This window comes from Phormidesmis priestleyi ULC007 (assembly GCF_001895925.1).
In the GTDB taxonomy this organism is placed as follows: domain Bacteria; phylum Cyanobacteriota; class Cyanobacteriia; order Leptolyngbyales; family Leptolyngbyaceae; genus Phormidesmis_A; species Phormidesmis_A priestleyi_A.
This window is the reverse complement of record NZ_MPPI01000022.1, coordinates 32,950-57,563: the sequence shown is the minus strand read 5'-3', so window position 1 is coordinate 57,563 and position 24,614 is coordinate 32,950. Positions and strand designations below refer to the sequence as shown.

At 49.8% G+C, this 24,614-nt stretch carries 26 protein-coding genes; 15 read left to right on the top strand and 11 right to left on the bottom strand.

The genetic code is table 11. The annotated features are described in order from the left end of the window. Positions 1-24 precede the first annotated feature (24 nt). The 5 genes from BRW63_RS17505 to BRW63_RS17485 all read right to left on the bottom strand — a co-directional run bounded on the left by BRW63_RS17505 (position 25) and on the right by BRW63_RS17485 (position 4,240). Positions 25-513, bottom strand: a complete 489-nt coding sequence (locus BRW63_RS17505) for an ureidoglycolate lyase (RefSeq protein WP_073073422.1) — start codon at positions 511-513, stop codon at positions 25-27. An 88-nt stretch (positions 514-601) separates the two neighbouring features. After that, complete coding sequence (gene tsaB / locus BRW63_RS17500; RefSeq protein WP_106254070.1) at positions 602-1,225, bottom strand: tRNA (adenosine(37)-N6)-threonylcarbamoyltransferase complex dimerization subunit type 1 TsaB; 624 nt, start codon at positions 1,223-1,225, stop codon at positions 602-604. Between the two features lie 77 nt (positions 1,226-1,302). Beyond that, positions 1,303-2,727, bottom strand: a complete 1,425-nt coding sequence (locus tag BRW63_RS17495; protein WP_073073419.1) for a RodZ domain-containing protein — start codon at positions 2,725-2,727, stop codon at positions 1,303-1,305. Between the two features lie 75 nt (positions 2,728-2,802). Further along, a complete protein-coding gene (locus tag BRW63_RS17490) occupies positions 2,803-3,099 on the bottom strand; it encodes a DUF3593 domain-containing protein (RefSeq protein ID WP_073073417.1) in 297 nt (98 codons plus the stop codon). Positions 3,100-3,184: 85 nt separating this feature from the next. Next, complete coding sequence (locus BRW63_RS17485; RefSeq protein ID WP_073073415.1) at positions 3,185-4,240, bottom strand: squalene/phytoene synthase family protein; 1,056 nt, start codon at positions 4,238-4,240, stop codon at positions 3,185-3,187. 115 nt (positions 4,241-4,355) lie between these two features. On the opposite strand from BRW63_RS17485, the gene BRW63_RS17480 reads away from it, so the two are divergent. Then, positions 4,356-4,589 carry a putative signal transducing protein gene (locus tag BRW63_RS17480; RefSeq protein ID WP_073073413.1) on the top strand — a complete coding sequence of 78 codons (234 nt, stop codon included), beginning with the start codon at positions 4,356-4,358 and terminating at the stop codon, positions 4,587-4,589. A gap of 200 nt (positions 4,590-4,789) precedes the next feature. Beyond that, a complete protein-coding gene (gene accD / locus BRW63_RS17475; RefSeq protein ID WP_073073411.1) occupies positions 4,790-5,713 on the top strand; it encodes an acetyl-CoA carboxylase, carboxyltransferase subunit beta in 924 nt (307 codons plus the stop codon). Between the two features lie 178 nt (positions 5,714-5,891). Here accD and BRW63_RS17470 read toward each other — a convergent pair whose 3' ends face one another. After that, entirely contained in the window at positions 5,892-6,122 is a 231-nt protein-coding gene (locus BRW63_RS17470; protein WP_073073410.1) for a hypothetical protein, read from the bottom strand. 12 nt (positions 6,123-6,134) lie between these two features. Here BRW63_RS17470 and psbV point away from each other — a divergent pair, with 12 nt between their 5' ends. From psbV to petJ, 4 genes are all read left to right on the top strand, one after another. Next, complete coding sequence (psbV, locus tag BRW63_RS17465; protein ID WP_073073408.1) at positions 6,135-6,626, top strand: photosystem II cytochrome c-550; 492 nt, start codon at positions 6,135-6,137, stop codon at positions 6,624-6,626. Between the two features lie 48 nt (positions 6,627-6,674). Beyond that, complete coding sequence (psbV2, locus tag BRW63_RS17460) at positions 6,675-7,175, top strand: photosystem II cytochrome PsbV2 (protein ID WP_223257415.1); 501 nt, start codon at positions 6,675-6,677, stop codon at positions 7,173-7,175. 107 nt (positions 7,176-7,282) lie between these two features. Beyond that, positions 7,283-7,696: a plastocyanin gene (gene petE, locus BRW63_RS17455; RefSeq protein WP_073073406.1), complete on the top strand. Its 414-nt coding sequence runs from the start codon at positions 7,283-7,285 to the stop codon at positions 7,694-7,696. 138 nt (positions 7,697-7,834) lie between these two features. Continuing rightward, positions 7,835-8,161, top strand: coding sequence for a cytochrome c6 PetJ (gene petJ, locus BRW63_RS17450; RefSeq protein ID WP_073073404.1), 327 nt, complete (start codon positions 7,835-7,837; stop codon positions 8,159-8,161). Between the two features lie 118 nt (positions 8,162-8,279). Here petJ and BRW63_RS17445 read toward each other — a convergent pair whose 3' ends face one another. Beyond that, on the bottom strand, positions 8,280-8,987 hold the full coding sequence (locus BRW63_RS17445) for a DUF1997 domain-containing protein (RefSeq protein WP_073073402.1): 708 nt from the start codon (positions 8,985-8,987) through the stop codon (positions 8,280-8,282). 429 nt (positions 8,988-9,416) lie between these two features. Between BRW63_RS17445 and BRW63_RS17435 the strand changes: the two genes are divergently transcribed. Further along, the gene (locus BRW63_RS17435) at positions 9,417-10,076 is read left to right on the top strand and encodes an SDR family oxidoreductase (protein ID WP_073073397.1); all 660 of its coding nucleotides are present in this window, start codon (positions 9,417-9,419) and stop codon (positions 10,074-10,076) included. A gap of 30 nt (positions 10,077-10,106) precedes the next feature. Here the strand turns inward: BRW63_RS17435 and BRW63_RS17430 are convergent, their stop codons facing one another. Continuing rightward, complete coding sequence (locus BRW63_RS17430; protein WP_073073395.1) at positions 10,107-10,469, bottom strand: metal-sensing transcriptional repressor; 363 nt, start codon at positions 10,467-10,469, stop codon at positions 10,107-10,109. A 193-nt stretch (positions 10,470-10,662) separates the two neighbouring features. Here BRW63_RS17430 and BRW63_RS17425 point away from each other — a divergent pair, with 193 nt between their 5' ends. The 4 genes from BRW63_RS17425 (at position 10,663) to BRW63_RS17410 (ending at position 17,736) form a co-directional block, all read left to right on the top strand. After that, on the top strand, positions 10,663-11,874 hold the full coding sequence (locus tag BRW63_RS17425; RefSeq protein WP_073073466.1) for an HhoA/HhoB/HtrA family serine endopeptidase: 1,212 nt from the start codon (positions 10,663-10,665) through the stop codon (positions 11,872-11,874). Positions 11,875-12,123: 249 nt separating this feature from the next. Continuing rightward, on the top strand, positions 12,124-13,056 hold the full coding sequence (argF, locus tag BRW63_RS17420) for an ornithine carbamoyltransferase (RefSeq protein ID WP_073073394.1): 933 nt from the start codon (positions 12,124-12,126) through the stop codon (positions 13,054-13,056). A gap of 47 nt (positions 13,057-13,103) precedes the next feature. Beyond that, positions 13,104-15,671, top strand: a complete 2,568-nt coding sequence (locus tag BRW63_RS17415; protein ID WP_073073393.1) for a M1 family metallopeptidase — start codon at positions 13,104-13,106, stop codon at positions 15,669-15,671. A gap of 130 nt (positions 15,672-15,801) precedes the next feature. After that, positions 15,802-17,736 carry an iron uptake porin gene (locus BRW63_RS17410; RefSeq protein WP_083583026.1) on the top strand — a complete coding sequence of 645 codons (1,935 nt, stop codon included), beginning with the start codon at positions 15,802-15,804 and terminating at the stop codon, positions 17,734-17,736. Here the strand turns inward: BRW63_RS17410 and BRW63_RS17405 are convergent. Next, a complete protein-coding gene (locus BRW63_RS17405) occupies positions 17,733-18,911 on the bottom strand; it encodes an NAD(P)/FAD-dependent oxidoreductase (RefSeq protein ID WP_073073392.1) in 1,179 nt (392 codons plus the stop codon). The two genes, BRW63_RS17410 and BRW63_RS17405, sit on opposite strands and share 4 nt — an antisense overlap. A gap of 226 nt (positions 18,912-19,137) precedes the next feature. Between BRW63_RS17405 and BRW63_RS17400 the strand changes: the two genes are divergently transcribed. The 4 genes from BRW63_RS17400 (at position 19,138) to BRW63_RS17385 (ending at position 22,891) form a co-directional block, all read left to right on the top strand. Beyond that, positions 19,138-20,337, top strand: a complete 1,200-nt coding sequence (locus BRW63_RS17400) for a BMP family ABC transporter substrate-binding protein (protein WP_073073391.1) — start codon at positions 19,138-19,140, stop codon at positions 20,335-20,337. A 217-nt stretch (positions 20,338-20,554) separates the two neighbouring features. Next, on the top strand, positions 20,555-21,496 hold the full coding sequence (locus BRW63_RS17395; protein WP_223257414.1) for a M23 family metallopeptidase: 942 nt from the start codon (positions 20,555-20,557) through the stop codon (positions 21,494-21,496). A gap of 141 nt (positions 21,497-21,637) precedes the next feature. After that, positions 21,638-22,120 carry a rhodanese-like domain-containing protein gene (locus BRW63_RS17390; protein WP_073073390.1) on the top strand — a complete coding sequence of 161 codons (483 nt, stop codon included), beginning with the start codon at positions 21,638-21,640 and terminating at the stop codon, positions 22,118-22,120. Positions 22,121-22,210: 90 nt separating this feature from the next. Further along, positions 22,211-22,891, top strand: coding sequence for an SOS response-associated peptidase (locus tag BRW63_RS17385; RefSeq protein ID WP_073073389.1), 681 nt, complete (start codon positions 22,211-22,213; stop codon positions 22,889-22,891). Here the strand turns inward: BRW63_RS17385 and BRW63_RS17380 are convergent. Beyond that, positions 22,888-23,730, bottom strand: a complete 843-nt coding sequence (locus BRW63_RS17380) for a helix-turn-helix domain-containing protein (RefSeq protein WP_073073388.1) — start codon at positions 23,728-23,730, stop codon at positions 22,888-22,890. The two genes, BRW63_RS17385 and BRW63_RS17380, sit on opposite strands and share 4 nt — an antisense overlap. Next, positions 23,727-24,614, bottom strand: coding sequence for a pseudouridine synthase (locus BRW63_RS17375; RefSeq protein ID WP_317615827.1), 888 nt, complete (start codon positions 24,612-24,614; stop codon positions 23,727-23,729). The genes BRW63_RS17380 and BRW63_RS17375 overlap by 4 nt, the downstream gene beginning before the upstream one ends.

Below are 24,614 nucleotides of genomic sequence, written 5' to 3'. Positions count from 1 at the left end.
TTGAGTATTAATCTAATCACGATTCTAAATAATCTCATACTCTACATGGTAGGTTTCTAGCAAATCGCAGGTTTCGTGGTCACTGATATTCGTGTCGCTGAGTTCCAGATTATAGAACTCTAAAGCACTGGCATCAAAATGAGGCCCGGCATGCCAGGTGCCCACGTTTAGCTTAATGAAGCAATTGCCAGGAATGCGAAAGGCTTTGAGGCTTTCTAGCTCAGGATGATCATTGACCCCTATGGCAACTGCCATCAGCCAATCTTTGCCGTTGAGCGATCCCAAACATTGAGTGCACAGCTTGTGGCGAGTAATATGGTGAAACTTACGACCCCGATCGGGCAATCGCATAATATAAAACCGAGGAATGCCGTTTTGAATCTGTAGTTGGGCATCGCGATCGTCAAAGGGTTTGCCATCTTCTGAAGCGCTAATCACCTGACCATAGGGTTGAAAGCTTTCGGGCGTAATCAGCGTTGCCTGAAGCCGTTGAAGGGAGTAGGTATCCATCATAAGAACCCGTCTCTAGAAAGACGCTGCCACAGCACATCCTTTGTAGCATTCTTAGCGCTTCACAGGTTTGAGAGGATAGTGTTTGTGGTCAGTGCTGAACGGGGTGCTGACCATAAAACGGAAGCACCTCTGACCAGTTGGGGCGATCGCCTTGTTGCCAGTGTTGGTGGGCGAGTTTAAGCACCGTGGTGACACGCCCACCTTGGTCAGCTTCTGCCTCAATTAATTGATAGGGCACGCTTAAGGCTGAAAGCATCTGCTGCCAAACTGAGCCAGTGAGTACGAGATCTGGAACCAGGGCCGTCAGCCCTGCTGAAGAAGTTTGATAGATTGCGGCGTATAGCTCTCCGCGCTGGGCTGGCATCTGCACGGCGATCGTGCCTTCAGTCTCGGCATGAGTGTAGGCGATCGCGGCTAAACTTGACACTCCAAATAGGGGAATCTGTAATTGCTGTGCCAAAGTTCTCGCAGTGACTACGCCGATGCGCGTTCCGGTAAAACCACCAGGCCCGGTTGCGACAGCGACAAATGCTAGATCTACCCAGGTCTGCGGAGCCAAAAAATCGGACAAATGCTGATGTAGGTGAGTTGAGAGATCGCGTCCTAATTGCCAAACCTGTTGGCGTGAGTCGCCTGTAAAGTTGCTAATTGCCAACCCTAGATCAGGGCTGCTAGTGTGAAGAGCGATCGCGTAGCGTGATTGAGTTAGCAATGCGGGTTTCAAAACGAACGATTTGCCATTTATTGTCGCATTGGGAATGCTATTGGCGAATGGTTAAAAACGCATTCTCAATTTGAAAAAATGACTTCTTTAATTTCACCAAATTTCCCAAACACTTGATCAGGCGTTTGATTAAATGAAACCACCAGTGCTCCCGCGTTTCCTGCCTGTAAGATAATTTGCTGATCAGCAGTCCAGGTTTGGCGAATTCCTTCAGGCAAAACGCCCTCAAACTCAAGCTTTCCATCTACTGTGATTGAAACCCAGGCGCGATCGGTCATTAAGATCGAAACCGTGACGGGTAAGTGAGGAGCCACGATCGTGGCGCTTTGAGACGCGGGTTTTGCAAAATCGTGAGAATAATGGCGGGGTGAAGAAACGGCGCGAAGGACGCTCATTAAAAATATGGGAAGGCTCAACACAATCAGCGCCGCTGGAAATGACCAATTGCTAATTCTCAAATGCTGGCGTGAGGCGAATCGAGCCGCTCCACTTTTTGCAGCAGTCGCTAAGGGTTTTGCTGGCTCAATATCCAACGCGATCAGTGGGTTGACTAAAGTTTCAGCAATGGTTTGCCAGGGTGTCGTCGGCTCAACTGAACGGGACACCTCAAGTTGTGGAGCAGACGATAAATCAGCGATCGCTGACTCTGCCGATCGATAGCGTCGATTAGTCGCACTTTCTAATAGTTTGTCTAAAACTTTCCCTAAGCGATCGCTGACAGAATGAGTGAGATAATCACGCCAGATCCACTGTCCTTCGGTGCCATCAAATAGATCAAAGGGCGACATTTGCGTGAGTAGATGAATGCAAGTTACGCCCAAGCTGTAGAGATCGCTCGAAAACACCGCCTTGCCTCTAATTTGCTCTGGTGCGGTATATTCTGCGCTGCCAATCATCGTTCCGGTTTTCAGCAAAGCCGTTCCGGTAGCAAATTTTGCAGCCCCCAAATCGACTAAAACGAGAGTGCGATCGACCCTACGGCGAATAATATTGGCAGGTTTAATATCCCGATGAATCACATGATGGTGATGAATAAACTGCAAGACTGGCAGCAAATCTTGTAAGAGTTGACGAATTTGATTTTCAGTAAACGCCCCCATCTTTAATTCTTGTTCTAAAGTCTGTCCATCAATCCATTCTTGAACCAAATATTGATGGTGATCTTGTTCTAAATAAGCCAGCAGGGTCGGAATTTGGGGGTGATGTCCTAGCTGCTCTAAGCGCTGTGCCTCGCGCTGGAATAGCTGAGAAGCGGTTTTGAGCAGATTTGCATCCTGCTGCTGCGGAAAAAACTGTTTAATCACACAGCGAGGCTTTAAAAGCTCTGCCTCGTTGACTGCTAGAAACGTTCTGCCAAACCCGCCTTGCCCGATCGGGTTAATCGCCCGGTAGCGGTTTTGCAGTTGCACGATCAAGCCGCAGTGCTGACAGACTTCAGCCTCGCTGCGATTTTGTGGTTCGGCACAAGTGGGGTTTAAGCAATAGCTCATGGCAGCAGGTTGACACGACTGCGTTTATCTTAATTCGGAGGGCGCGATCTCAATCCGTAGAGTTTAGCGATCCAACTATTTTTTCTGCTCGTTCTCAATAATCGCTTGTCGGAACCCTAGCACCACCAGAATATTAGAAAGGGTCAAGAATGATTCTGCACTGCCATGTAACCAGTCTACGTTGGCTAGCTGATCGTGATAGGCAACCTGAGCATAAATGCCTGCGGGAATCGTGACTGCGACAAACACTAGCGTCATATAAAAGCCAATCAGCGCTAGCCGAGGCGTAGCTTTAGACCGGGTGAGAAACCACAGAAATGCCAGGTAGGGAAACAGCGAGAGTCCGAATAAAGTTTCTTTAGGGAGTTGCATGAGAATGAAATCCCGATTTGTAAGTTAAATCCGCCAGTTTTTGTAATTGAAGCGAGTCCTTGATCAATGACACCTCACTAGCTTTCTAACTAACCTGTTGCAGCGATCGGAAGAACCGTAAAAAGGGAACCTTCTTAAATTTAGCTTCAGAAGGCATTTCAAGTTGAGCAATCTGAAATAGTTTATCGGTGCGAGTCAGATAAGACGTTGAGCTAGATTGTCGATTGCGCGGTCGCCGACCATACAACCCCGGTAGCATCAGCACCAAATCTCGCTTGACTTCGTGCCAATAGAGTTCAGGAAACAGCACATAATTATAGTCACAGCGACGAAAGACGCGCTCGATGCGTTGATAGCGATTGAGTGACCAATCTCGCAGCATTTGCCAAGAAGGATGCAAATCGGGTGCCAGAATTAATGGACATGATTTGCGGTATAGCTGCGGCAAATAATCGTGAATCCAAAACTCCATCATCGGGCGATAACCCAAATTTTCACACGCCCGCAATTCTAAAATTTCGGCGCGGCTGACCCCAAACCGATCGAGCAACTCAGTCGGCAAATAACAAATTCCCTGCTCGGCATCTTCTCGCAGGTCGCGCAGAATGTTGTAAAACTGATCGACTACGCCAAACGAGCCGACCGCTTGCCAGTGATGCGGCATCGAAAAGGGCAACACCTGAAAGAATGACCCAGCCAGTTCTTCTAGCATGATTTCAAAATCAGCAATCTGAGCAACCGTCAGATTATCTTGATGATAGGTGGCGATCGCTGCAAGATATCGATCCCATGATTGGATGGATAAACGACTAACGGCATCAGATGGGTCTGTGAACCAGCGATCGTGCATCCGCTCAAATTCCTTTTGGTGAATGCCCGCAGGCTGCACTTGACCCGTTTCCATCACCCATTTCCAGTCGTCATAAAATCGCTGAAATTCTGAGCTACCGGGTTTGAGCAATTCGTCTTCTGCCAGTCGATCTGCCAACCTGATCCAGCCAATTCGTTCAACCCAAGCATCTCTGATCGGTGGCTCAAGTTCCATCACCCAAGCCGCGTTATCTTCATCCTTGAGGGCATCATCGGCGATCGCCTGATAATCAGAGGAACCTACCAGGTGAGAAATGGTCGAAATAGTCATAACGAAACGGCAGATAGATGCGTGGACTGACTTAGAGCGGGTGATGGGTTCATAATTCCCACAATTTATAAAGACTATCGAAGTAAAATCACGGTATGTTTGGAACTTTATCTACGTGTCTTGGATCACGCTAAAGACTGCCTCCACGCGTTGGGAAGCAGAGCTAATGGAACAAGTTTTGCTTGCCCATGAGATTCCTGCGAGAATTTTGGATCTCGGTTCGACCTCCTATTTTGGGATTGGAAGTCCTACCGCTTTACAGGTGCGCCCTCAAGATCAGTGGATGGCGCTGCTGTTGCTCAGCCCGATCGACGAAGAATCTCCTGACTCTGAAAATGAGAAACGTTAACCCCTATAATGAATGCTGGTTTAAATCATAGTTATTGCGGTTTCGAGTCAATTGCCTGAGATCTGTTTTGACAACCAATCATTACCATCAGCGCGGCTGCCAAGCACCATTGTTCGAGCCGATGTGAGAATCTCTTCATTCTTTTTTCTCAGTCTGGTCGATCGCACCCTTCATCCCATATAAAAATATAAATTTTTGCCATGTCACTATTTGATTGGTTTGCAAATCGTCAGAAATCAGGCTCCACCACCCCACAAGGACAGGAACGAGAAATTGCAGACGGGCTGTGGACAAAATGTGAAGCCTGTGGAACATTGACTTACACCAAAGACTTGCGATCGAATCAAATGGTGTGTCTAGAGTGCGATCACCACATTCGCGTCTTCAGCGACGAACGGATTCGTCAAATTATTGATGCTGATACCTGGGTGGCGATCGACGAAAGCTTGCAGCCCGTCGATCCGCTCAACTTTCGCGCCCGCAAAGCTTACATTGACTACATCCGCGACACGCAAGAGAAGACGAAGCTTGCAGATGCCGTTCAAACTGGGCTGGGGCAAATTGAAGGGCACCCGATCGCGCTTGGCGTAATGGACTTCAGATTTATGGGTGGCAGTATGGGATCGGTCGTCGGCGAAAAGCTGACCCGACTGATCGAGCGGGCCACCCAACAGCGTCTTCCAGTGGTAATTGTCTGCGCGTCAGGTGGAGCCAGAATGCAGGAAGGAATGCTCAGTTTGATGCAGATGGCGAAGATCTCTGGGGCGTTGCAGCGACATCAAGAAAATCGTCTCCTCTACATCCCTGTGCTGACTCACCCGACAACAGGCGGAGTCACTGCAAGTTTTGCCATGCTGGGTGACATTATTTTGGCAGAACCTAAGGCAATGATCGCCTTTGCGGGACGGCGCGTGGTCGAACAAACCCTGCGAGAAAAGCTCCCCGACGACTTCCAAACCTCCGAGTATCTGCTGCAACACGGGTTAGTCGATGCGATCGTCTCTCGAACGCAATTGAAGAAGACCCTCGCTCAACTGATTCGCCTACATCAACCGATCGCGCCCACGTCTCCGATCGGGCAGCTACCAAGCATCAAAGCACTCAGCAAGACCGCACCTGACTAAGGATTGTGTAAATTAAGACCAGAATTTGCGTACGGGCATGGCACTGCCGTGCCCATTGCTATTGCAAATAACTGACGTGATTTAATTCACGATCCTAAGTTTCTAGACTGCGATCCCCCGACTCGCCACCAATCTCTGAGATTCGGCAAAGGATTGGGACATCGGCATGATATTGGTATTAAAGAGGGTAATCCTCACTATCAGCAAACATCATCTCTGGGTTTCGCCGATCGAACCATCGCAACTCTAAAAGCTGCGGTGAGCTTTGCAATCTGTTGAAAAATTCCCGATAACCGATGCCTTGTCTGCTGACAGCCACCCCTGCACAGGTAGCCGTCAACGCTTGAGTGCCGAGGTCGCAATTATAGAATCCATGTGTTGTGTTGTGATGCCGATAACTGAGCCACATTTAAGGAGAACTATGCTTAAAAAATACGTTTGGCTTGCTATAGCCACTGTGTTCTTTGCGTTTCAAGTCTTTGTTCAAGATGCCAGTGCCGCAGAGCTAGACAAAGCCATTCGGACGGTGCCCCTCAACGAGGGCGGCGACACCACGGTTTTGAGCCTCAAGCAAGTCAAAGAAGGCAAGCGTCTGTTTCAATATGCATGCGCTCAGTGTCACGCTGGAGGAGTCACCAAAACTGACCCAAACGTTGGTCTTGACCCTGAGTCTCTGTCGTTGGCGACCCCTAACCGCAACAATATCGACTCACTGGTGGACTATATGAAAAACCCCACCAGCTACGACGGCACCATCGAAATTGCTGAGATGCACCCCAGCCTCAAGAGCAAAGATAACTTCCCTGAAATGCGGAATCTGACAAACGATGACTTAGTGGCGATCGCGGGTCACATCTTACTGCAACCCAAAGTGGTGGGCGACAAGTGGGGTGGCGGCAAGATCTACTATTAAACCCTGGTTTCTGCTGACCACTGCTGTTTTCTCATCCAGAGTGATCGAATGCTGAAGATGCTGAATCGATTTTCGTGGATTCGAGGGATCTATCTCTTTGCGCTCGTCTGGCTAGGAATAGCGCTGGTCAGCCCCTCGGCTCATGCCGCAGATGCTTATATCGCTCGTTATCTGCAAGTGACCGAACCCATTTCTTTAGAGCGAGATGATCAAGGGAAAACCCGATCGTTTAGCTTGCAAGAATTGACCGCCGGGAAGAAACTGTTTGAGCAAAACTGCTTAAGCTGTCACGTGGGAGGCGCGACGTTGCCTGACCCCTTGGTGCCGCTGTCGCTCAAAGCTCTGCAAGGCGCAAAGCCTCCGCGTGACACCATCAATGGTCTCGTCGCTTATTTGCGTCACCCAATGACTTATGATGGCAGCGAAGAAACCTTCTCATGCCGGAAAGTCCCTGAAAAGTGGCTCTCTCAGGCTGAAGTAGAAACCCTAGCAGGATTTGTTTTAAGAGCGGCTCAGAAGGCACCCGGTTGGGGCACTGATCAGTTTTAACGACCAACCACTCGGTTAGGAGATCCGCCTTCAGAAAATCCTCTGTCAGGGTAACTACTGGTTTAAAATGTGGATCAATTGGAAAAACTAGAATTCCAGAGAAGAATATGAAACTTGTTGCTTCTGTTACGCGCCGTCTCTCTCTGTTGCTTTGCACCGTTCTATTGGTGGTTGGCAGCTTCTTTCTAACCGCTAGCCCTGCCTCTGCTGAAACCTACACCGTCAAGATGGGAACTAACAAAGGGTTGGTGTTTGACCCCAAAGTGGTCACCGTTAAGCCTGGTGACACCGTTAAATGGGAAGTGGGTAATCTGCCTCCTCACAACGTGGTCTTTGATGTCAGCAAAATTCCGACTCAAGACAAAGCTCTGGCAGATAGCTTGTCACACAAAAAACTAGAAAGCGGTGGCAAGTCATTTGAACTGACCATCCCCGCTGATGCTCCGGCAGGTGACTACTCCTACTTCTGTCTGCCGCATCGTGGCGCTGGCATGGTGGGCAAGGTTGTGGTTGCTGCCTAATTTCTCAGTCCCTTGACGAGATTTGCGGCTCAGGTTCTCCTCATTCAAGCGGTTGATTGGAAATGCCTGGTAAAGCCTTAGAATGGTTCTATATCAGTACATTTGTCTATAATCTGCGTTTGATAGGGGAGAACTGCTTTGCGAAAATTGCTGACTGTGATGCTGGCGATCACAATCTTGACATTCACGTTTAGCCATCCTGCTTTAGCCGCCAAGCCTGATGGTCAACAAATTTTTAATGCCAACTGTTCGGCTTGTCACATTGGTGGCAATAACGTCATTATTGCTAATAAAACTCTGCGAAAAGAAGCACTAGAGAAATATGGAATGAAGTCTCTAGCCGCCATTAAAACTCAGGTGACTCATGGTAAGAATGCGATGCCAGCCTTTGGCGGTCGCCTTCAAGAAGATGAAATTGAAGCAGTCGCCAATTACGTATTAAACCAAGCTGAGAAAGGCTGGTAGCTTACAAAAATTGCTGAATTAAACTCAAAAACCTTCCAGAAAAACTGGAAGGTTTTTTGTGGTCAAAAATTCAGTCGTTGACTCAATAGGCGGGAGCGAATCTGAGCCAAGAACTGGGTTAAAGCCACTTTCTAGAGCGTTTTGGCATTGACAAGCCGCGAGAAGAGTGAAAATCGTCTTGGACGCGATCGGTAAGGCGGCGAGAAACTTGGCGCACAACTTGACGAAGAATCCGATCTCCCGTTCGTTGAATGATGGGATCAGGCAAAGCGTGGATAAATCGCGGAAACTGAATCGTCACCGTTAAATCTAACTGCCACTGAACTTGAGTCATTTTAGCCGAGGCAGACGCGCTCTTAGTCGCGGGATGAACCCCTTCTACGAGTTCCAGCGCTGCCCGGAAATCGACATCATAGCCCGATGTAGAATACCCTGGAACCGGAACCGTCTCGATTCGATAGACTCCATCATCTTGAGGCAAGAGATCCAAGCCAACTTTGGGTTCTACCTCATAGCCAAAAGCCCCAAAACTGCCAATGATCAACGCATAGCTGTTGCATCCGATCGCGTCTACCTGCATAGGATGAGCGCAGCGACGAAACCAGGCAGAATGCTCGTCTAAATAATCAGCAACACTCTGGATGTCAGCATACATATCCATGCTGTCTACAAAGTGGGTGTGAAACTGAGTTGGCTCGATCGCGATCTGAGGTCCATCTGCGGAGGGCGAGTTGAGATCTGGGTGGGGCAGTCGTGGGGAAACGGCTTGAATAAATGGACGATTCGCGATGCGAAGCTCTAAAGGATCGGTCGGTTGGGACTGCATGCACACTTCTCTTGCGTTGGTTGCCTTACATCTATTTCCAGAGTTCCCTGAGGATATTCAATCCTTCACAGCAAATCAGCGGCTCCCCCGAAAGTTTATTGAATCTAAATCTTTTAGTGAAAACATGCAGTTCTCTCGGATGCTCAATTTAGAGAATATCTGGGGTTTTCTCAGTTGCCAAACCCTGAGTTCAGTAATTTCTACAGGACTTTTAAACCCATTACGGTTTGGTCAGTTGAAGAAATAGCAACATTGCGTAATCTATCTTAGAATTCATGGCAAACACAATGGTTGATTCAAATCACAAAGGCAGTTGCCAGTCAGGTTTGAGACGAGCTGGCTAGAGTCCTACCTTTACTAGATGTCAGGATAGCGACAAGTTTGCTAAATATCCAGTAGCAAACATTACTAAATATAGAGAGAATCTTCATGAAAGCATTTGTTGCCGGGGCAACCGGAGAAACAGGACGGCGAATCGTGCAGCAGTTAGTCGATCGCGGCATTCCCGTCCGGGCATTGGTTCGCGATCCTCAAGCGGCACAGGCTATTTTGCCAGCGGGCGTTGAGCTGGTGACAGGTGACCTGATGGATGCAGAAAGTTTGAAGACGGCGATCGCCGACAGCACGGTGCTATTTTCTGCCACGGGTGCCCGTCCCAGTTTTGATCCGACGGGCCCTTATAAAGTGGATTATGAGGGCACAAAGAATCTCGTAGAGGCTGCCAAAGCGACGGGGATCGAGCAATTTGTGATGGTGTCTTCGCTGTGCGCCTCGCAGTTTTTCCACCCGCTTAATCTGTTTTGGCTGATTTTGGTATGGAAGAAGCAGGGGGAAGAATACATTCAGAACAGTGGGTTGACTTATACGATCGTGCGTCCAGGTGGTTTAAAGAATGAAGACAACGCCGATGCGATCGTCATGTCGTCTAAAGACACGCTATCAGAGGGCAGCATTCCTCGCACTAAAGTCGCGCAAGTTTGCGTAGAAGCCGTTTTTCAGCCGAGTGCGCGCAACAAAATCGTGGAAATTGTCGCTAAACCCGATGCAGCAGAGAAGCCATTCGAGGAGCTATTTGCGGCAGTGGCTTAGATATCTAGAAATCAGACCAGCCTTCGATCGTTAAATTAGGAACCGATCGAGGGCTGCTTTCAATTCCTCAATTTCGCTCTCGATATTGCCTTCTTTGGCGGCACGAGCAATACATTGAGTCAAATGCTCGTCTAAAATCATCCGAGCCACTCGATCGAGGGCACCTCTCACGGCGGCAACTTGAACTAGCACATCAGGACACGGGCGATCGCTCTGCACCATCGTTTTGATGCCGCGAATGTGCCCCTCAATGCGAGAGAGGCGATTTACGACTTTGCGCTGTGACTCCTCGGTGTGAACGTGCGGATGAGACGCAGAGCCATAAGCATGAAGATGATCAGGATCAGAGTGAGGATCTAGCTCTTGACTGCGAGGACGATCGGAGGTGGTCATAACAATGCGCCTCTAAACCAGTTTTCTAGGGGTATTCACGATCTTAAACTACAGATCGAGGTTTCCGAGGTTGCCAGCTACTGAACTACACGGATTTACTCAGTAATTGGCAAAATAGATTTAACTGTTGTAGACAGAATTGGCGATCGTGACGGTGCGATCGTTCGTAGTTTCAAACGTTATGAGTCAAGCTATGCAACGTCACCAATCTTCTAGCTTTTTTCGTCGAGTGCAAGGGAGCGTGCTGTCGATTTTTCTGGTTTTAGGGTTGAGCCTCTCCTTTCCGCTCCCGTCTCAAGCCGTCCCGCTTTTGGGAGTCGCAGACTCTATTCAACCTGCCGGAGAAACCGCAGCGCTACCCAAAAAAGCGATTCAGCCAGGGAGCTTTGTCGCCGAGGCAGTCAAACTCGTAGGAGCTGCCGTCGTTCGCATTGACACAGAGCGGACAGTGACTCGTCGAGCGACGGTTGATCCCATCTATGAAGATCCCTTCTTCCAGCGCTTTTTTGGAGACGGAGCAATTCCTCAAGCTCCTAGAGAAGAACGGTTGCGGGGTCAGGGATCGGGATTTTTGATTGATAAGAGTGGGGTGATTTTGACCAACTCTCATGTCATCAACGGAGCAGACAAAGTGACGGTAACTCTTAAAGACGGGCGCACCTTTGAAGGAAAAGTGCGCGGTTTTGACGAAGTGACCGATCTCGCGGTGGTCAAGATTAGCGGCAATGATAATCTGCCTGTGGCTCCTCTGGCTGACTCAGATCAGGTGCAGGTGGGTGACTGGGCGATCGCGGTTGGCAATCCTCTCGGTTTAGACAACACAGTGACTCTGGGCATCGTCAGCACCTTGAAGCGATCGAGCGCCCAAGTCGGCATTCCTGACAAGCGGATTGACTTTATTCAAACCGATGCTGCGATTAATCCTGGCAATTCTGGTGGGCCGTTGTTGAACGATCGGGGTGAAGTGATTGGCATCAACACCGCTATTCGTGCCGACGCGATGGGAATCGGCTTTGCAATTCCGATTAACAAAGCCAAGTCGATTAAAGACCAACTGGCACGAGGCGAAACGATTCCCCATCCCTATTTAGGGGTGCAGATGACGACGCTGACTCCAGAAATCGCCCAACAAAACAACAGCGATCCCAATTCGGCATTTATGGTGCCCGAAGTAAATGGAGTGATTGTGATTCGGGTGTTGCCCAATACGCCTGCGGCAGTGGCAGGGTTGCGTCGGGGCGATGTGATTACTCAAATCGATGGGCAAGCAGTCGCCAAGGCTGAACAGCTACAGGCTGTGGTCGAAAACAGTCACTTAGGACAGACGCTCAAAATTCAATTAAGGCGGGGTGATCAAACCCAGCAACTTGCAGTCAAGACGGCTGAGTTAAAGAACGCAGGTTAGAGGGTTTTGGCTAGAACGATCGCGAGAGGGCACGACATGTCGTGCCCCTACCTCACTCCGCGCTCTTTTTGTACGGGCATGGCACTGCCGTGCCCTCATGCGGATCTGTCACGTTCGCGAATCAAACTGGCATAACGCTTTTAGATTTGGTAGGGTCTTATGATATTCGCCTGTGCGATCGCAGATCGAGCCGCTTCTTGACTGCTCAGGCACAGAAAATTTTGCTTTCAAGTTGTTCCGAGGATCAGCATGGGTGGACTAAAAGGACGGGATTTATTGAGTTTGGCAGACCTCAGCGCAGAGGAAATCACAGCGCTGCTTGACTTAGCGGCTCGGATGAAGGCTGGAAATGTGACCCCGATCGCCACTAACGGTTATATTCCAGTGCTGGGATTGCTGTTTTATAAAGCGTCTACCCGCACTCGCGTCAGCTTTACGGTAGCAATGGCTCAACTGGGTGGGCAGGTGATTGACTTGGCAGTTAGTTCAACCCAAGTGGGTCGGGGTGAACCGATTACCGACACGGCGCGGGTGCTCGATCGCTACGTCGATATTTTGGCGATTCGCACCTTTGAGCAGCAAGACATCGAAACCTTTGCCGAATATGCAAAAATTCCGATCGTCAACGCCCTGACCGATTTAGAGCATCCTTGCCAAATTCTGGCAGATTTACAGACCGTTCAAGAAACTTTTGGCACACTTTCAGGCTTAACGCTGACCTATCTAGGAGATGGCAATAACATTGCTCATTCTTTGCTGTTGGGATGTGCGCTGGTAGGGATGAATATTCGCATTGCCTCGCCGTCAAACTATCAGCCCAACGACGCGATCGTGCAGCAAGCCAAAACGATCGCCGCCGGACAGTCTGAAGTGATTTTGACCCCTGACCCGATCGCGGCTGCCAAAGGTGCCCAGGTGCTCTACACCGATGTGTGGGCAAGCATGGGGCAAGAAGACCTCGCCGATTCTCGAATTCCGATCTTTCAGCCTTATCAGGTGAATGAGCAGTTGATGACTTATGCAGACAAAGACGCGATCGTGCTGCATTGCCTCCCGGCGCATCGAGGTGAAGAGATTACCGATGGCGTAATGGAAGGCGCTCAATCTAAAATCTGGGATCAGGCAGAAAACCGGATGCACGCTCAAAAAGCGCTGATAGCAAGTCTGTTGGGGTTGGTTTAGCTCAAAGTTTTTTCTCAAAAAGTGTTTTCATAAAGCCACGACAAGCCATGCTGCATTCTCATCTTGACGCTGATAACAACGGTCACAAATCGTTTGAATTACCCGGAGCACGACCGCATTACACGCCCGATCGTCCGGGTCAAGTTGAGCATATTTTTCTAGATCTGGTGCTTGACATTCCTAATCAAAGCTATCGAGGTGTATGTCTAACGCGGCTAAACCCGATTCGTGATGGCATCGATCGTCTGACGCTAGATGCAGTTAGCCTTAACATTCAGTCGGTCAAAGTTGCAGAAGTTGAGCAGCCTTTTGAATATGATGGCGAACAGCTACATATTCGCCTCAAGCAACCAACAAAAATAGGAGAAGTGATTGAACTGGCGATCGCTTACCACGTCGAAAAGCCCCAACGAGGACTCTATTTCGTCGCTCCTGATCAGCACTATCCCGATAAACCGACGCAAGTTTGGACTCAAGGCGAAGACGAAGATTCTCGCTTCTGGTTTCCCTGCTTTGACTATCCGGGGCAGCTTGCCACCTCTGAGATTCGGGTGAATGTGCCTAAACAACTGATGGCGATTTCAAACGGTGAACTGATCGGCACCACGACTCAAAACGATAGCAAAACTTATCACTGGTTGCAAAAGCAAGTTCACCCCACTTATTTGATGACGCTGGCAGTTGGAGACTTTGCCGAATTGAAGGACGAGTGGCAAGGTAAGCCTGTCACTTACTACGTTGCAAAAGGGCGCGAAGCGCAGGCCCGTCTCAGCATGGGCAAAACGCCCCAAATGATTGAGTTTTTTAGTCAGAAATACGGCTATTCCTATCCATATCCCAAATATGCCCAGGTCTGCGTCGATGATTTTATCTTCGGCGGCATGGAAAACACCTCAACCACGCTTCTGACCGATCGCTGTTTGCTCGATGAACGAGCCGCGATCGACAACCGCAGCACCGAAACGCTAGTCGCTCACGAGTTGGCTCATCAATGGTTTGGCGACTTGGTAGTGATTAAGCACTGGTCACACGCCTGGGTTAAAGAAGGCATGGCATCTTATGCAGAAGTGCTGTGGGTTGAGCAAGAATACGGCACAGACGACGCAGCCTATTATCTGCTGGGAGAAGCCCGCAGCTATTTAGACGAAGATGCTTCTCGCTATCGTCGCCCTCTCGTGACGCACGTTTATCGAGAAGCGATCGAGCTTTACGATCGGCACATTTACGAAAAAGGAGCCTGTGTTTATCACATGATTCGGGCTGAGTTGGGAGACGATTTGTTCTGGAAGTCGATCGCCACTTTTCTCGCTGACAATGCTCACAAAACCGTCGAAACCGTAGATCTGCTGAGAGCGATCGAGAAAGCTACCGGACGCAATCTCATGTTTCTGTTCGATCAGTATGTTTATCGGGGCGGGCATCCTGATTACAAAGTCGCTTACACATGGGATGGAGACAGCAATCTCGCCAAAGTGACGGTCACGCAAACTCAGGTTAGTGACAGCAATCTCAAAGAATTGTTTGATCTCAAGATTCCGATCGGCTTTGGCTTTGGCGATGCTGTCAAAACCTTCACGGTTCGCATTCACGATCGCGAACAAAGCTTCTACTTTCCGCTCGAACAAAAGCCAGATTTTGTCAGTTTTGACGTGGGAAATCACCATCTCAAAACTGTGGTGCTGGAGTATTCAATGCCAGAACTTAAGGCGCAGCTTCAGCATGATCCCGATCCAATTTCTCGCCTTTATGCCGTGGAAGCGATCGCCAAAAAAGGCGGGTTAGAAGCCATAAAAATCTTGTCTGAAGCGTTGCAGAAAGATAGTTTTTGGGGAGTCCGGGCAGAGCTTAGCCGAAATCTAGCCAGCGTCAAACTCGACCAAGCCGTCGAAGCCGTGCTGTTGGGACTCAAAGACCCAGAAGCGCGAGTCCGTCGAGCCACCGCAGAGTCTTTAGCGCAAGTCAAAACGCCTGAGAGCTACAAAGCGCTCGAATCCGTGATTGAAAAAGGAGATGCCAGCTATTATGTCGAAGCAGCAGCCCTCCGAAGTTTGGGGAAAGTTGCAGCCTCTGGGCTAGGCGACGCTCCTAAAGAAGAAAAAGTTTTGAAACTTCTTAAAAGCGTACTCAACGAGCGGCAAGGCTGGAATGAAGTGGTGAGGTCAGGCGCGATCGTTGCCCTCAGCCACCTCAAAACCTCTGAAGCAGCTTTAGATTTAGTGTTGGAATATACGACGATCGGCGTTCCGCAACCGCTCCGTCTGACGGCAATTCGTTCGCTCGGAGCAATCTCTAGCGGTCAAACTAACGTCAACTTAGAGCGAATTTTAGAGCGATTGCAGGAGTTGTCGAGAGAGACTTTCTTTTTGACTCAGGTGTCAGTTGCCGTCGCGCTAGGGCAAATGGAGACCACTAAAGCGATCGGCATTTTGCAATCACTCGCCGATCAAACCCCTGATGGGCGGGTGCGTCGCATTGCGGAAGAGTCGATTCAGACGGTGCAGAAAAAAGCGGGTTCTGATCAGGCAGTCAAGCAACTGCGTGAGGAATTTGATCAGCTCAAAAAAGACAATCAGGAGCTAAAAAGCCGTTTGGAAAGCTTAGAAGCAAAGGCTTGACCGTTCATCACGTCAGCTTTACAGATCTATGTCTCTTGGAATACAAGTTGTACTGGCTGCTACATAAATAACGCTCTATGTCCGATAAACTCACACTTCAGTATGTCTTTGGATATAGGTGTGAGGTTTGATGGTTAGCAAGTTAACAATCTGCAAGTCCCTGTTGCTGTCTCCGATCGTGTGGACAGTTTTGTATAGTACCCATTCTCAAGTTGCTCGATCAGAATCAGCGACCCTTCAGAAATTGGTAGAGCCAATCGTAGCCCTGCAACCTGCCACTGCTGCACTTTCTCCAACCGTTTCAACGGCGGCAGGCTCCGTGATCACTCAGCCAGCAGGCTCGATCGTCCAGCAAGTCACCAGTCAGGACAGCCGCCTCAGTCTGGATGCAGTGCAAGATGTGGCGGCATTTGATAAACCCGAAGCCGAAGCTGATTCGTCATTAGAACAAGTCACTTCGGTGTCACAATTGACCGACGTTAAACCCACAGACTGGGCGTTTCAAGCCCTGCAATCTCTCGTCGAGCGCTATGGCTGCATCGTGGGCTATCCCGACAAGACCTATCGGGGCAACCGTGCCCTCACTCGCTTTGAGTTTGCGGCAGGGTTGAACGCCTGTCTCGATCGCGTCAACGAGCTAATCGCCGCCGCAACCGCAGATCTCGTCAAAAAAGAAGATCTGGTAACGCTGCAAAAGCTGCAAGAAGAATTCGCGGCTGAATTAGCCACCTTGCGCGGTCGAGTCGATGCCCTCGAAGCACGAACCACCACTCTCGAAAAGCAGCAGTTTTCGACGACCACCAAGCTATTTGGCAACGTTTGGATCAACGTTACAGGCGCAACTGCCGGAAAAGGAGTGCGGTTTGAAGGCCCTGCTGGCAGCGAAGGGGATGCTTTGGGACGGTTCTTTGCAACCCGCGCCCCGATTACTAGGAGACCCACTACGCTGACGGCTCAAGACCCCAACATTACAATGAGCTTTTTGACCTGGCTGACTCTCTCAACTTCTTTTAGTGGAAAAGACCAGTTGGTGACACAGTTAGCGGCTGGAAATGGCGTTTCTCCCTATAACCAATATGCGTCGGCTGGCTTTTATAATGCATCGGGCGTTCCCTTCCTTGACCAAACAGGCGGCACGGTGAACGGTCGCGCTGACTTTGTGATTCACGATCTGTTCTACAGCTTTCCGCTCAACGATGCGGTGAAGGTGACGATCGGCCCTCGCATCAACTGGTATCGTCACTTTGATGCCAACCGCTTTAACTTTGTCTTTAACTCAGGTGCCAGTTTCGACACCGCTAATAGCACTCAGTCTAATTCCATCGATCGTGGGTCAGGGGCAGTGGTTGAGGTCACTCTCAGCAAACAGTTTCGTCTGACTTTAGGCTATCTAGGTGAAAACACAGAATTCTTGCCGTCGGAGTTTGGCTTCAACACATCGAGCAACCCAAAATTTGGTCTATTTGGCGGCACCAACACAGCCTCAGCAGAACTGATCTTCTCGCCTACCAGCAACATTAATCTGCGTCTGCAATATAATCACTCTCGCATTCAAGCCTATGGTGGGCAGGTCGGAGGGGCGATCGGAGAACCAATTCCTTACGGTTATCTGGATGCGGGCCCTGGTTTCTCAAATGGAGTTGTGGGTGGGGGGCTGAGATATGCGATCGCCGATATGTTTGGCGTAAACTTTGACTGGATGCTAACCCCTGGTCTTGGTGTGTTTGGGCGCTATAGTTTTGCAACTGCCAGACTCAACCCGATCGATCAAAAAGTTAGAACTCAATCTTTCCAAGTCGGCGTTGGCTTTCCTGACTTGGGCAAGAAAGGCGCTTTGGGCACTCTCACTTTCTTGATGCCGATGGATATCACTAAGGGGCGCACTTATTTTGCTTCTGGCGGTGGCGATGGTGGCACGCAATATGAGCTAGAAGCCTCTTACTTCTATCCGCTCAATCAACACGTTGCAGTGGTGCCCACGTTCTACGCGATTTTTAACGCCAATAACTTTAACAGCAACCCTACCGTTTTTGTGGGTAGCTTGCGGACTCAGTTTAGTTTCTAGAAAGTGAATCGACCCGGCGACAATTGCTTGATGATTTCGTCGTTCTCTCCAGTCAGACTGGCGGCAAATCGTCGAGCGATCGCGGGCACGATCGCGAGGGGGTTGCTAAATCCTGAAAAGAGGTGAATACCTTCGATTGAGGGAATTGCACCCACGAGCGGGAGACGATCGCGGCTAAAGGCAATGGTGCAATGGTGCCAAGTTCCGGGCAAATTGCCGACTTTAGGTAAAATGGCACTGATTTTAGTTCGTAGATCGGCTTCGCTTTGAGTGGCATCGATCGTCGCTTTGGGATCAGTTAGCGTTCGGCTCGTTTGTCCGATCCGAATTCTGCCGTCTAAAAACTGGACGGCTCCCGCATCCAAAATCGAGGGCACAGGTTCGTGTCCAGGTTCATTCCAAAGGTCTTCGACTTCAGGTTGAGTTGCGTCGGCTTCGAGCTGAAATCGTTCTGCTTCGGCTGGCATTACCAACGTGCTTAACCTCAAATCGGTGGGAGGTGTTTCGATAATTTCGGCATGGGTGAAGTATTGCTTGACCTGAATCCCAGATTCTTGAAGCAGTTGGCGGGTAATTCCTCCCGTGCAAATCGCAATGTTAGCGGCATGTAAGGGGCCGATCGTCGTGGTCACTCCTGTAATCCGACTGGCACCTTCTTTCACAAACCCAGTCACTTGAGCGATTTTGAGTTCTCCCCCGACTCGCTGCATGGCTTGACTATAAGCCTGAGTCGTCAGTTCGACCTCAATGTGGCCATGACGAACGGTTAGCGCTCCTGCGATCGCTGTTGGGTTCAACAATGGTTCTAACTCGCAAGCTTCTCTAACACTTAGCAAACGAGGCGGAATCGCAAAGCTGGCATATTGCTGTACCAGAGCTTGCGGATCGCTGTGTGCGGCAACGGTCAGCAGCAAATCTAGTTCTCGAAACTGGGTGTCTGCTTCTAACTCAGCTGAAAGAATTCGATGCCGCTCAATTCCTTCAGCGCAAAGTTGACGAGTCAGAGCGGTAGTTCCTGACCAATAAGCGATGCCGCCATAGCTGTAGCGGGTGGCTCCTGTTAAGGGATGGTGTTGTTCTAATAACAGGGTTGAAAATCCTTGTTTTGCCAGCTCGTAAGCAAGCGCGGCACCTGTGATCCCGGCCCCGACCACAATCCAGTCATAAGTTGTCATAAGGAGTTTAAGACTTGAAACTACGGATAGTCTAGGGGGTGAATGGGGCGATCGACCGTCTATTGCTGACATTTTTTATATCGAGAGAGCAATTACCTATAAAGCACTATCTCTAATCGTGATCCACGATACAAAATCACCCTAAAGAGGGATGCTTCAATCGTTTTTTGTAATCAGAGACTTTTGAGCCATAAATTGTCCGTTTAAGAACCACTAGGAGGAAACTTTGAGTCATCAACCTTTTTCATCTCTATCTCGTCGTCAAGTGATCCGAGGTTTATTAGCGGCAGGTGCATTTGGCGCAACCTCACGACTTTGGACGGGCTGCACCCCTTCTACACCAACGGCTAGCAGTGGTGAAGCTTCACCAGGTGCCTCTCCTATATCGGCAAAAGAGTTGGTGATGGGCTTCATCTATGTCGGGCCCAAAGACGATTTTGGCTATAACCAAGCCCACTTTCAAGGAAAGGAAGGACTCGCAAAAGTGGCAGGAGTCAAAACGATCGACCAGGCGAGCGTTCCTGAAACCACTGAGGTGCAGGAAGTCATGCGGAACATGATCGAGCAAGACAAAGCAAATGTCTTATTTCCCACCTCGTTTGGTTATTTCGATCCCCATATACTCAAACTAGCGGCTGAATACCCAGAGGTGCAGTTCTTCCACTGCGGCGGCATGTATGTTGAAGGCAAACACCCCAAAAACGTTGGCAGCTATTATGGCTACATCGACGAGATGCAATACATTTCGGGAATTGTTGCCGCCCATACGAGCAAGACAGGCAAACTAGGGTTTGTGGCGGCGAAACCGATTCCGCAAGTTCTGCGAAATATCAACAGCTTCACGCTAGGCGCACGCAGCGTCAAACCCGCGATCACGACGCAAGTGGTTTTTACGGGCGATTGGTCAGTTCCAGTTAAAGAAGCCGAAGCCACTAACAGCATGGTCGATCAAGGCATTGATGTGATCACCTGCCACGTAGACAGCCCCAAAGTCGTGATCGAAACGGCAGAACGGCGCGGCATTTATACGGGTGGCTACCATGCAGATCAGATTTCGCTTGCGCCCAAAGGCTATTTAACTGGGGCTGAATGGGATTGGACAAGCGTTTACACCAACTACGCCAAAATGATTCAAGAGGGCAAAACCTTGATGAATGGCGGAATTCCTCATCTTCTACGAGGAGGTCTAAAAGACGGGTTTGTCAAGCTGTCTGCTTACGGCCCTGCGGTGGGCGACCCTGCTAAAAAAGACGCAGAAGCCGCAAAAGCTAAACTTATGGATAGCTCTTTAACGATCTACAAAGGCGAACTGAAAGACAACACAGGCAAAGTGCTGCTGCCATCTGGAAAGGAATATGCTCAGAAAGCTGGCGAACTAGAGGCAATGAGCTGGCTAGTAGAAGGTGTGGTTGGCAAAACAGCCTGATGAAGATCTTGGATCTTGGATTTATGGAGGTTTCGGTTTTTTGGTGATCAAACGCCTCTAGAATTGTTGAACCGAAATTCACACTTGGCTCTCTAAATGGGCACGGCAGGCAGTGGACACGGCAGTGCCATGTCCCTACGCAAATTCGGGATTTAATTTAATTCACGATTCTAACCGTCCATCCAAAATCCAAAATCGCAAAGGAGTTCCATTCACGATGACCGTTCCTCACACGGGTTTCGGCGCACGATTGCCAAAGCAAAATCGCTTTGTTTCAGCAACCTGGCTAATGGGTGATTTCTGGGTTAAGCGATCGCGGCTCCTCCAATTAGGGCTGGCAGCCTTTGTCGCGATCGCTCTAATCACGCTGGCTTACCCCTCTCTCGCCTTGCAAGCCACGATCGCGCCCGTGGCTCCTCAATTAGGCGATACCCTCTCGATCGTGGTGCAGTCAAACAGCAACCCGACGGTGACCATGGGGGCTAAAACCTATTCGACGTTTGATCAGGGAAATCGTCGGTTTCGGGCGCTTTTGCCAACCACGCCGCTCGATCGTCCTGGCAAACTGCCGATTCGGATCAACGATGGGCAAGACGTGCAAGAACTGACGGTGAATTTAAAGCGACGATCGTTCCCCACTCAACGCATTTGGCTTCCTCCTGGTAAAGGCGACAACGGCACGGATTTAGAGTTCGATCGTGTGGATGCTTTTAAGCAGATTGTCAGCCCTCAAAAACTTTGGCAAGGAAAGCTACTGCGCCCAAACGCGGGCGAGATCACTACGGGCTACGGCGTACGTCGCTACTATAACGGTGAGTTTGCCAAAGATTATTATCATCGAGGGGTTGATTATGCCGGAAACTATGGGTCTGCCATTATCGCCCCGGCGGCTGGACGGGTTGCCTTAGTGGGTCGTGAATCAGAGGGCTTTAAGATTCACGGGAACTGCATTGGCATTGATCACGGGCAGGGAGTATCGAGCATTTTTCTGCATCTCAGCCGCATCAATGTTAAAGAGGGCGATGTCGTCAAGGCAGGGCAAACGATCGGTGCGCTAGGTGGCACGGGGGCGGCAACTGGGCCTCACTTGCATTGGGGCTTATATGTACAAGGGCTGTCGGTTGACCCAACACCCTGGCGATATGCAGGTTTTCAGTGATGGCTTGGTAGGGGCACGGCATGTCGTGCCCCTTTTTTATGCCTAAAGACGATCGCTGCCTCTGACTTGAGAAGGATTAGTTTACCCTCCACTTTTCACTACAGTTTCAGTGGAAATTTACTAAAAAAGTTGAGAATGATTATGGCGATCGACGATCTTATTAAAAACGCTAAAGAGGCGCTGCCTAATGTCACGCCAACCCCTCCTGACTTAAAGACCCAATCTTCGGTGCATGACCTCAAATCTCGCTTAGAGTGGGGCGAACCTGCACTTACAATTTTGGATGTTCGTCCTCGTGAACTGTTTAACGATAGTCACATCATGGGCGCGATGGATTTTCCGCTCAATGAGTTAGTCGCCCTGGCAAAGAATAGTCTGGAGTCTGGACGAGACATTTATATCTACGGCGCAAACGAGCAAGAGACATCACAGGCGGCTGCGCTGCTGCGCGAGGCAGGCTTTCGGGCGGTTGCCGAACTAAAAGGTGGATTGGCTGAGTGGAAGGCGATCGGCGGTTCGACTGAGGGCGCGGTTGATGGAAGTCAAGAGCCAGGAGAACACGCTTATAACGTGGTTTCTCAGGTGAAACACCACAAAGATACTCAAAAGCTCAATTTCAAATAGCTTGAAATCAGCGTCAAATCTTTTATTTGATCGGGCAGTGGGTAATTAGGGTTGTCCACTGCCCGCTTTTTGTTAAAGGTGATTTTCGCGATGTGTGGAAGATTTAGTCAAAGTCTAATCGGTGACGTGATCGCTGAAGCTTTTCAATTGGTTGAGATTCCTGATTGGCAGCCTCGCTATAATATTGCCCCCACGCAGACGATCCCGGCGATCGTGGCGGCTGAGAGCGGTAATCGTCAGTTTAAACCGCTGCGCTGGGGGTTGATTCCGTCGTGGTCAAAAGATCCGGCGATCGGGGCAAAATTGATTAACGCCCGATCAGAAACCGTGACCGAAAAGCCTTCGTTTCGGTCTGCCTTTAAACAACGTCGCTGCCTGATTTTGGCGGATGGCTTTTATGAGTGGCGCAAGCAGTCGGGCAAGAAGCAGCCGTTCTATTTTCGATTAGAGGACAGTAGCCCTTTTGCTTTTGCGGGTTTGTGGGAGCGCTGGCACGACTCAGAAGATGACAGGCTAGAAACCTGCACAATTTTGACTACAGAGGCAAATCAGACAGTGGCTCAGGTGCACGATCGCATGCCCGTCATCCTGCATGCAGACAGTTACGATCGCTGGCTTGATCCATCTCAGCCTTTGGAATCGCTACAAGCCCTTCTGTGCCCTTATGATAGCAATCTCATGACTGCCTACCCAGTCAATTCAAGCGTCAATAGCCCATGGAATGATACGCCAGACTGCACTGTTCCGCTTGTTGAACCGATGGCAACTTAGCGGATCGCTTCCCGTGGAGAAGGGGCGCTCATTTCACGCACCGCGTCAGGCAGTGTTGCAAAGCGAGGATCGGGGGGAAACGCCATTTCTTCGATCGCGCCCGGCTCTCCGAGCTTCTTAGACTGCCCATCGTTAAATGACACCATGACACCCCCAGCATTGCCAGCCCGGACAACGACTTGCTGATTGGCAGCCCAGGCGCGTTGAGTTCCTTCTGGAAGAACGCCTTCAAACTCAGTTTTGCCATCAGTCACCACTCGCACCCAAGACTGAGCGGTTAGCATCATGCCAACTCGTACCGCTTTTTGGGCCCCAGGCTGCTTCTGGGCGAGGGGCACCTTTGCTACGTTTTGCAATGGGTTTATCGGCCCGATCGGAGTTGGAGTCGTCGGCTGCATCTTCATTTCTGCATTCGCCAGTTCGGGCTGACGCATTGAGCGATTGAGGAAGTAAGACAGCCCATTAACCGCCGAAATGATCAATAGCATGTAGATCAGATAGAGATGCACCGGACGCAGTTGCGCCCCTGGCAAGCTCCGCCAAGACGGACGGTAATCAGGAAGCTTATAAGAGGTCGGAAACGTACTTGCAAATTCGACTCCATCTAAGCCGATCGCGTCAGCATATTGTCGAATAAAACTTTGAATGTAGACAGACTCAGGCAAGCTGTCTATTCTGCCCTGCTCGATCGCCTCTAACAGACGCGGCTGAATTCGAGTTTTACTGGCAATTTGTTCTAAAGAGATCTCTTGCTGCTGCCGCAATTCACACAACTGCAATCCCATCTCTGTTAGCCGTTCTGCCTGGTCTCGATTGGTTTGGAGGGTTTGCTTATTCATCCGCTATGCTCTTGGATTTCTGCTGATGACCTGATAGATGTTAGGTCAATTCGGTCTTTTAAAGATTGGATCTCAAAACTCTCTAAGGGGCGATAGGTGCCACTGGGCAAGAAAGGTCTGCCGGGGGGATTGAGCTGAATAGAGTCGATCGCAGTGCGATGAAGCTCAAGGACGGGGTGCCCCAATTGGTCTGCCACTCTACGAATTTGTCGATTTCTCCCTTCGTTGAGAATGACTTCTAAGAGTGTTTTGGCTCTAGCACAGTTTATCACTCTGACCTGAGCGGGTAGTGTCTGCCGACCGTCTAACAAGACTCCTTGCCGCCACTGCTGTAGCATCTGCTCTGAAGCCACTCCTTCAACCCAAACCTGATAGGTTTTGGGAACATGGTGACGAGGGTGAGTGAGATAGTATGTCAAATCACCGTCGTTTGTTAAGAGTAGTGCTCCTGTCGATTCTACATCTAAGCGACCGACGGGGTGAAGCCCTTGACCTTGACGAATTTTTTCAGGAAGCAAGTCTAAGACCGTTGGACGGTTTTGAGGGTCATCACACGTAGAAACAATGCCCCTAGGTTTGTTAAGTAACAAGTAGAGCAATTGAGGGCGCGCGATCGGCTTCACAATTCTACCGTCTACTGCTACTTCGTCAAGGGCTGGATTTGTTTTTTGCCCCAGATGCGCCACTTCGCCGTTAAGACGCACGCGCCCCTCTAGAATCATTTGTTCAGCTTGACGGCGAGAAGCGATCCCCCACTGAGAAAGAATTTTTTGCACTCGTTCATGCATGGCAGATGCGCCCGATAGATCTTTGAATTTGCGGAACTCAACAGTTTTTACTGAGTGTACTTCTGTATAAATACTAGCGTGTACTGATGTATACAT

Bases quoted from the DNA above. Each gene is read 5' to 3' on its own strand.
- BRW63_RS17405 (WP_073073392.1), bottom strand. From the start codon at position 18,911: ATGACAACTTATGACTGGATTGTGGTCGGGGCCGGGATCACAGGTGCC.
- BRW63_RS17385 (WP_073073389.1), top strand. From the start codon at position 22,211: ATGTGTGGAAGATTTAGTCAAAGTCTAATCGGTGACGTGATCGCTGAA.
- BRW63_RS17395 (WP_223257414.1), top strand. From the start codon at position 20,555: ATGACCGTTCCTCACACGGGTTTCGGCGCACGATTGCCAAAGCAAAAT.
- BRW63_RS17490 (WP_073073417.1), bottom strand. From the start codon at position 3,099: ATGCAACTCCCTAAAGAAACTTTATTCGGACTCTCGCTGTTTCCCTAC.
- BRW63_RS17390 (WP_073073390.1), top strand. From the start codon at position 21,638: ATGGCGATCGACGATCTTATTAAAAACGCTAAAGAGGCGCTGCCTAAT.
- BRW63_RS17470 (WP_073073410.1), bottom strand. From the start codon at position 6,122: ATGTGGCTCAGTTATCGGCATCACAACACAACACATGGATTCTATAAT.
- BRW63_RS17410 (WP_083583026.1), top strand. From the start codon at position 15,802: ATGGTTAGCAAGTTAACAATCTGCAAGTCCCTGTTGCTGTCTCCGATC.
- psbV (WP_073073408.1), top strand. From the start codon at position 6,135: ATGCTTAAAAAATACGTTTGGCTTGCTATAGCCACTGTGTTCTTTGCG.
- BRW63_RS17445 (WP_073073402.1), bottom strand. From the start codon at position 8,987: ATGCAGTCCCAACCGACCGATCCTTTAGAGCTTCGCATCGCGAATCGT.
- petE (WP_073073406.1), top strand. From the start codon at position 7,283: ATGAAACTTGTTGCTTCTGTTACGCGCCGTCTCTCTCTGTTGCTTTGC.
- psbV2 (WP_223257415.1), top strand. From the start codon at position 6,675: ATGCTGAAGATGCTGAATCGATTTTCGTGGATTCGAGGGATCTATCTC.
- BRW63_RS17495 (WP_073073419.1), bottom strand. From the start codon at position 2,727: ATGAGCTATTGCTTAAACCCCACTTGTGCCGAACCACAAAATCGCAGC.
- argF (WP_073073394.1), top strand. From the start codon at position 12,124: ATGGGTGGACTAAAAGGACGGGATTTATTGAGTTTGGCAGACCTCAGC.
- BRW63_RS17435 (WP_073073397.1), top strand. From the start codon at position 9,417: ATGAAAGCATTTGTTGCCGGGGCAACCGGAGAAACAGGACGGCGAATC.
- accD (WP_073073411.1), top strand. From the start codon at position 4,790: ATGTCACTATTTGATTGGTTTGCAAATCGTCAGAAATCAGGCTCCACC.
- BRW63_RS17380 (WP_073073388.1), bottom strand. From the start codon at position 23,730: ATGAATAAGCAAACCCTCCAAACCAATCGAGACCAGGCAGAACGGCTA.
- BRW63_RS17425 (WP_073073466.1), top strand. From the start codon at position 10,663: ATGCAACGTCACCAATCTTCTAGCTTTTTTCGTCGAGTGCAAGGGAGC.
- BRW63_RS17430 (WP_073073395.1), bottom strand. From the start codon at position 10,469: ATGACCACCTCCGATCGTCCTCGCAGTCAAGAGCTAGATCCTCACTCT.
- BRW63_RS17505 (WP_073073422.1), bottom strand. From the start codon at position 513: ATGATGGATACCTACTCCCTTCAACGGCTTCAGGCAACGCTGATTACG.
- BRW63_RS17415 (WP_073073393.1), top strand. From the start codon at position 13,104: ATGCTGCATTCTCATCTTGACGCTGATAACAACGGTCACAAATCGTTT.
- BRW63_RS17375 (WP_317615827.1), bottom strand. From the start codon at position 24,614: ATGTATACATCAGTACACGCTAGTATTTATACAGAAGTACACTCAGTA.
- BRW63_RS17485 (WP_073073415.1), bottom strand. From the start codon at position 4,240: ATGACTATTTCGACCATTTCTCACCTGGTAGGTTCCTCTGATTATCAG.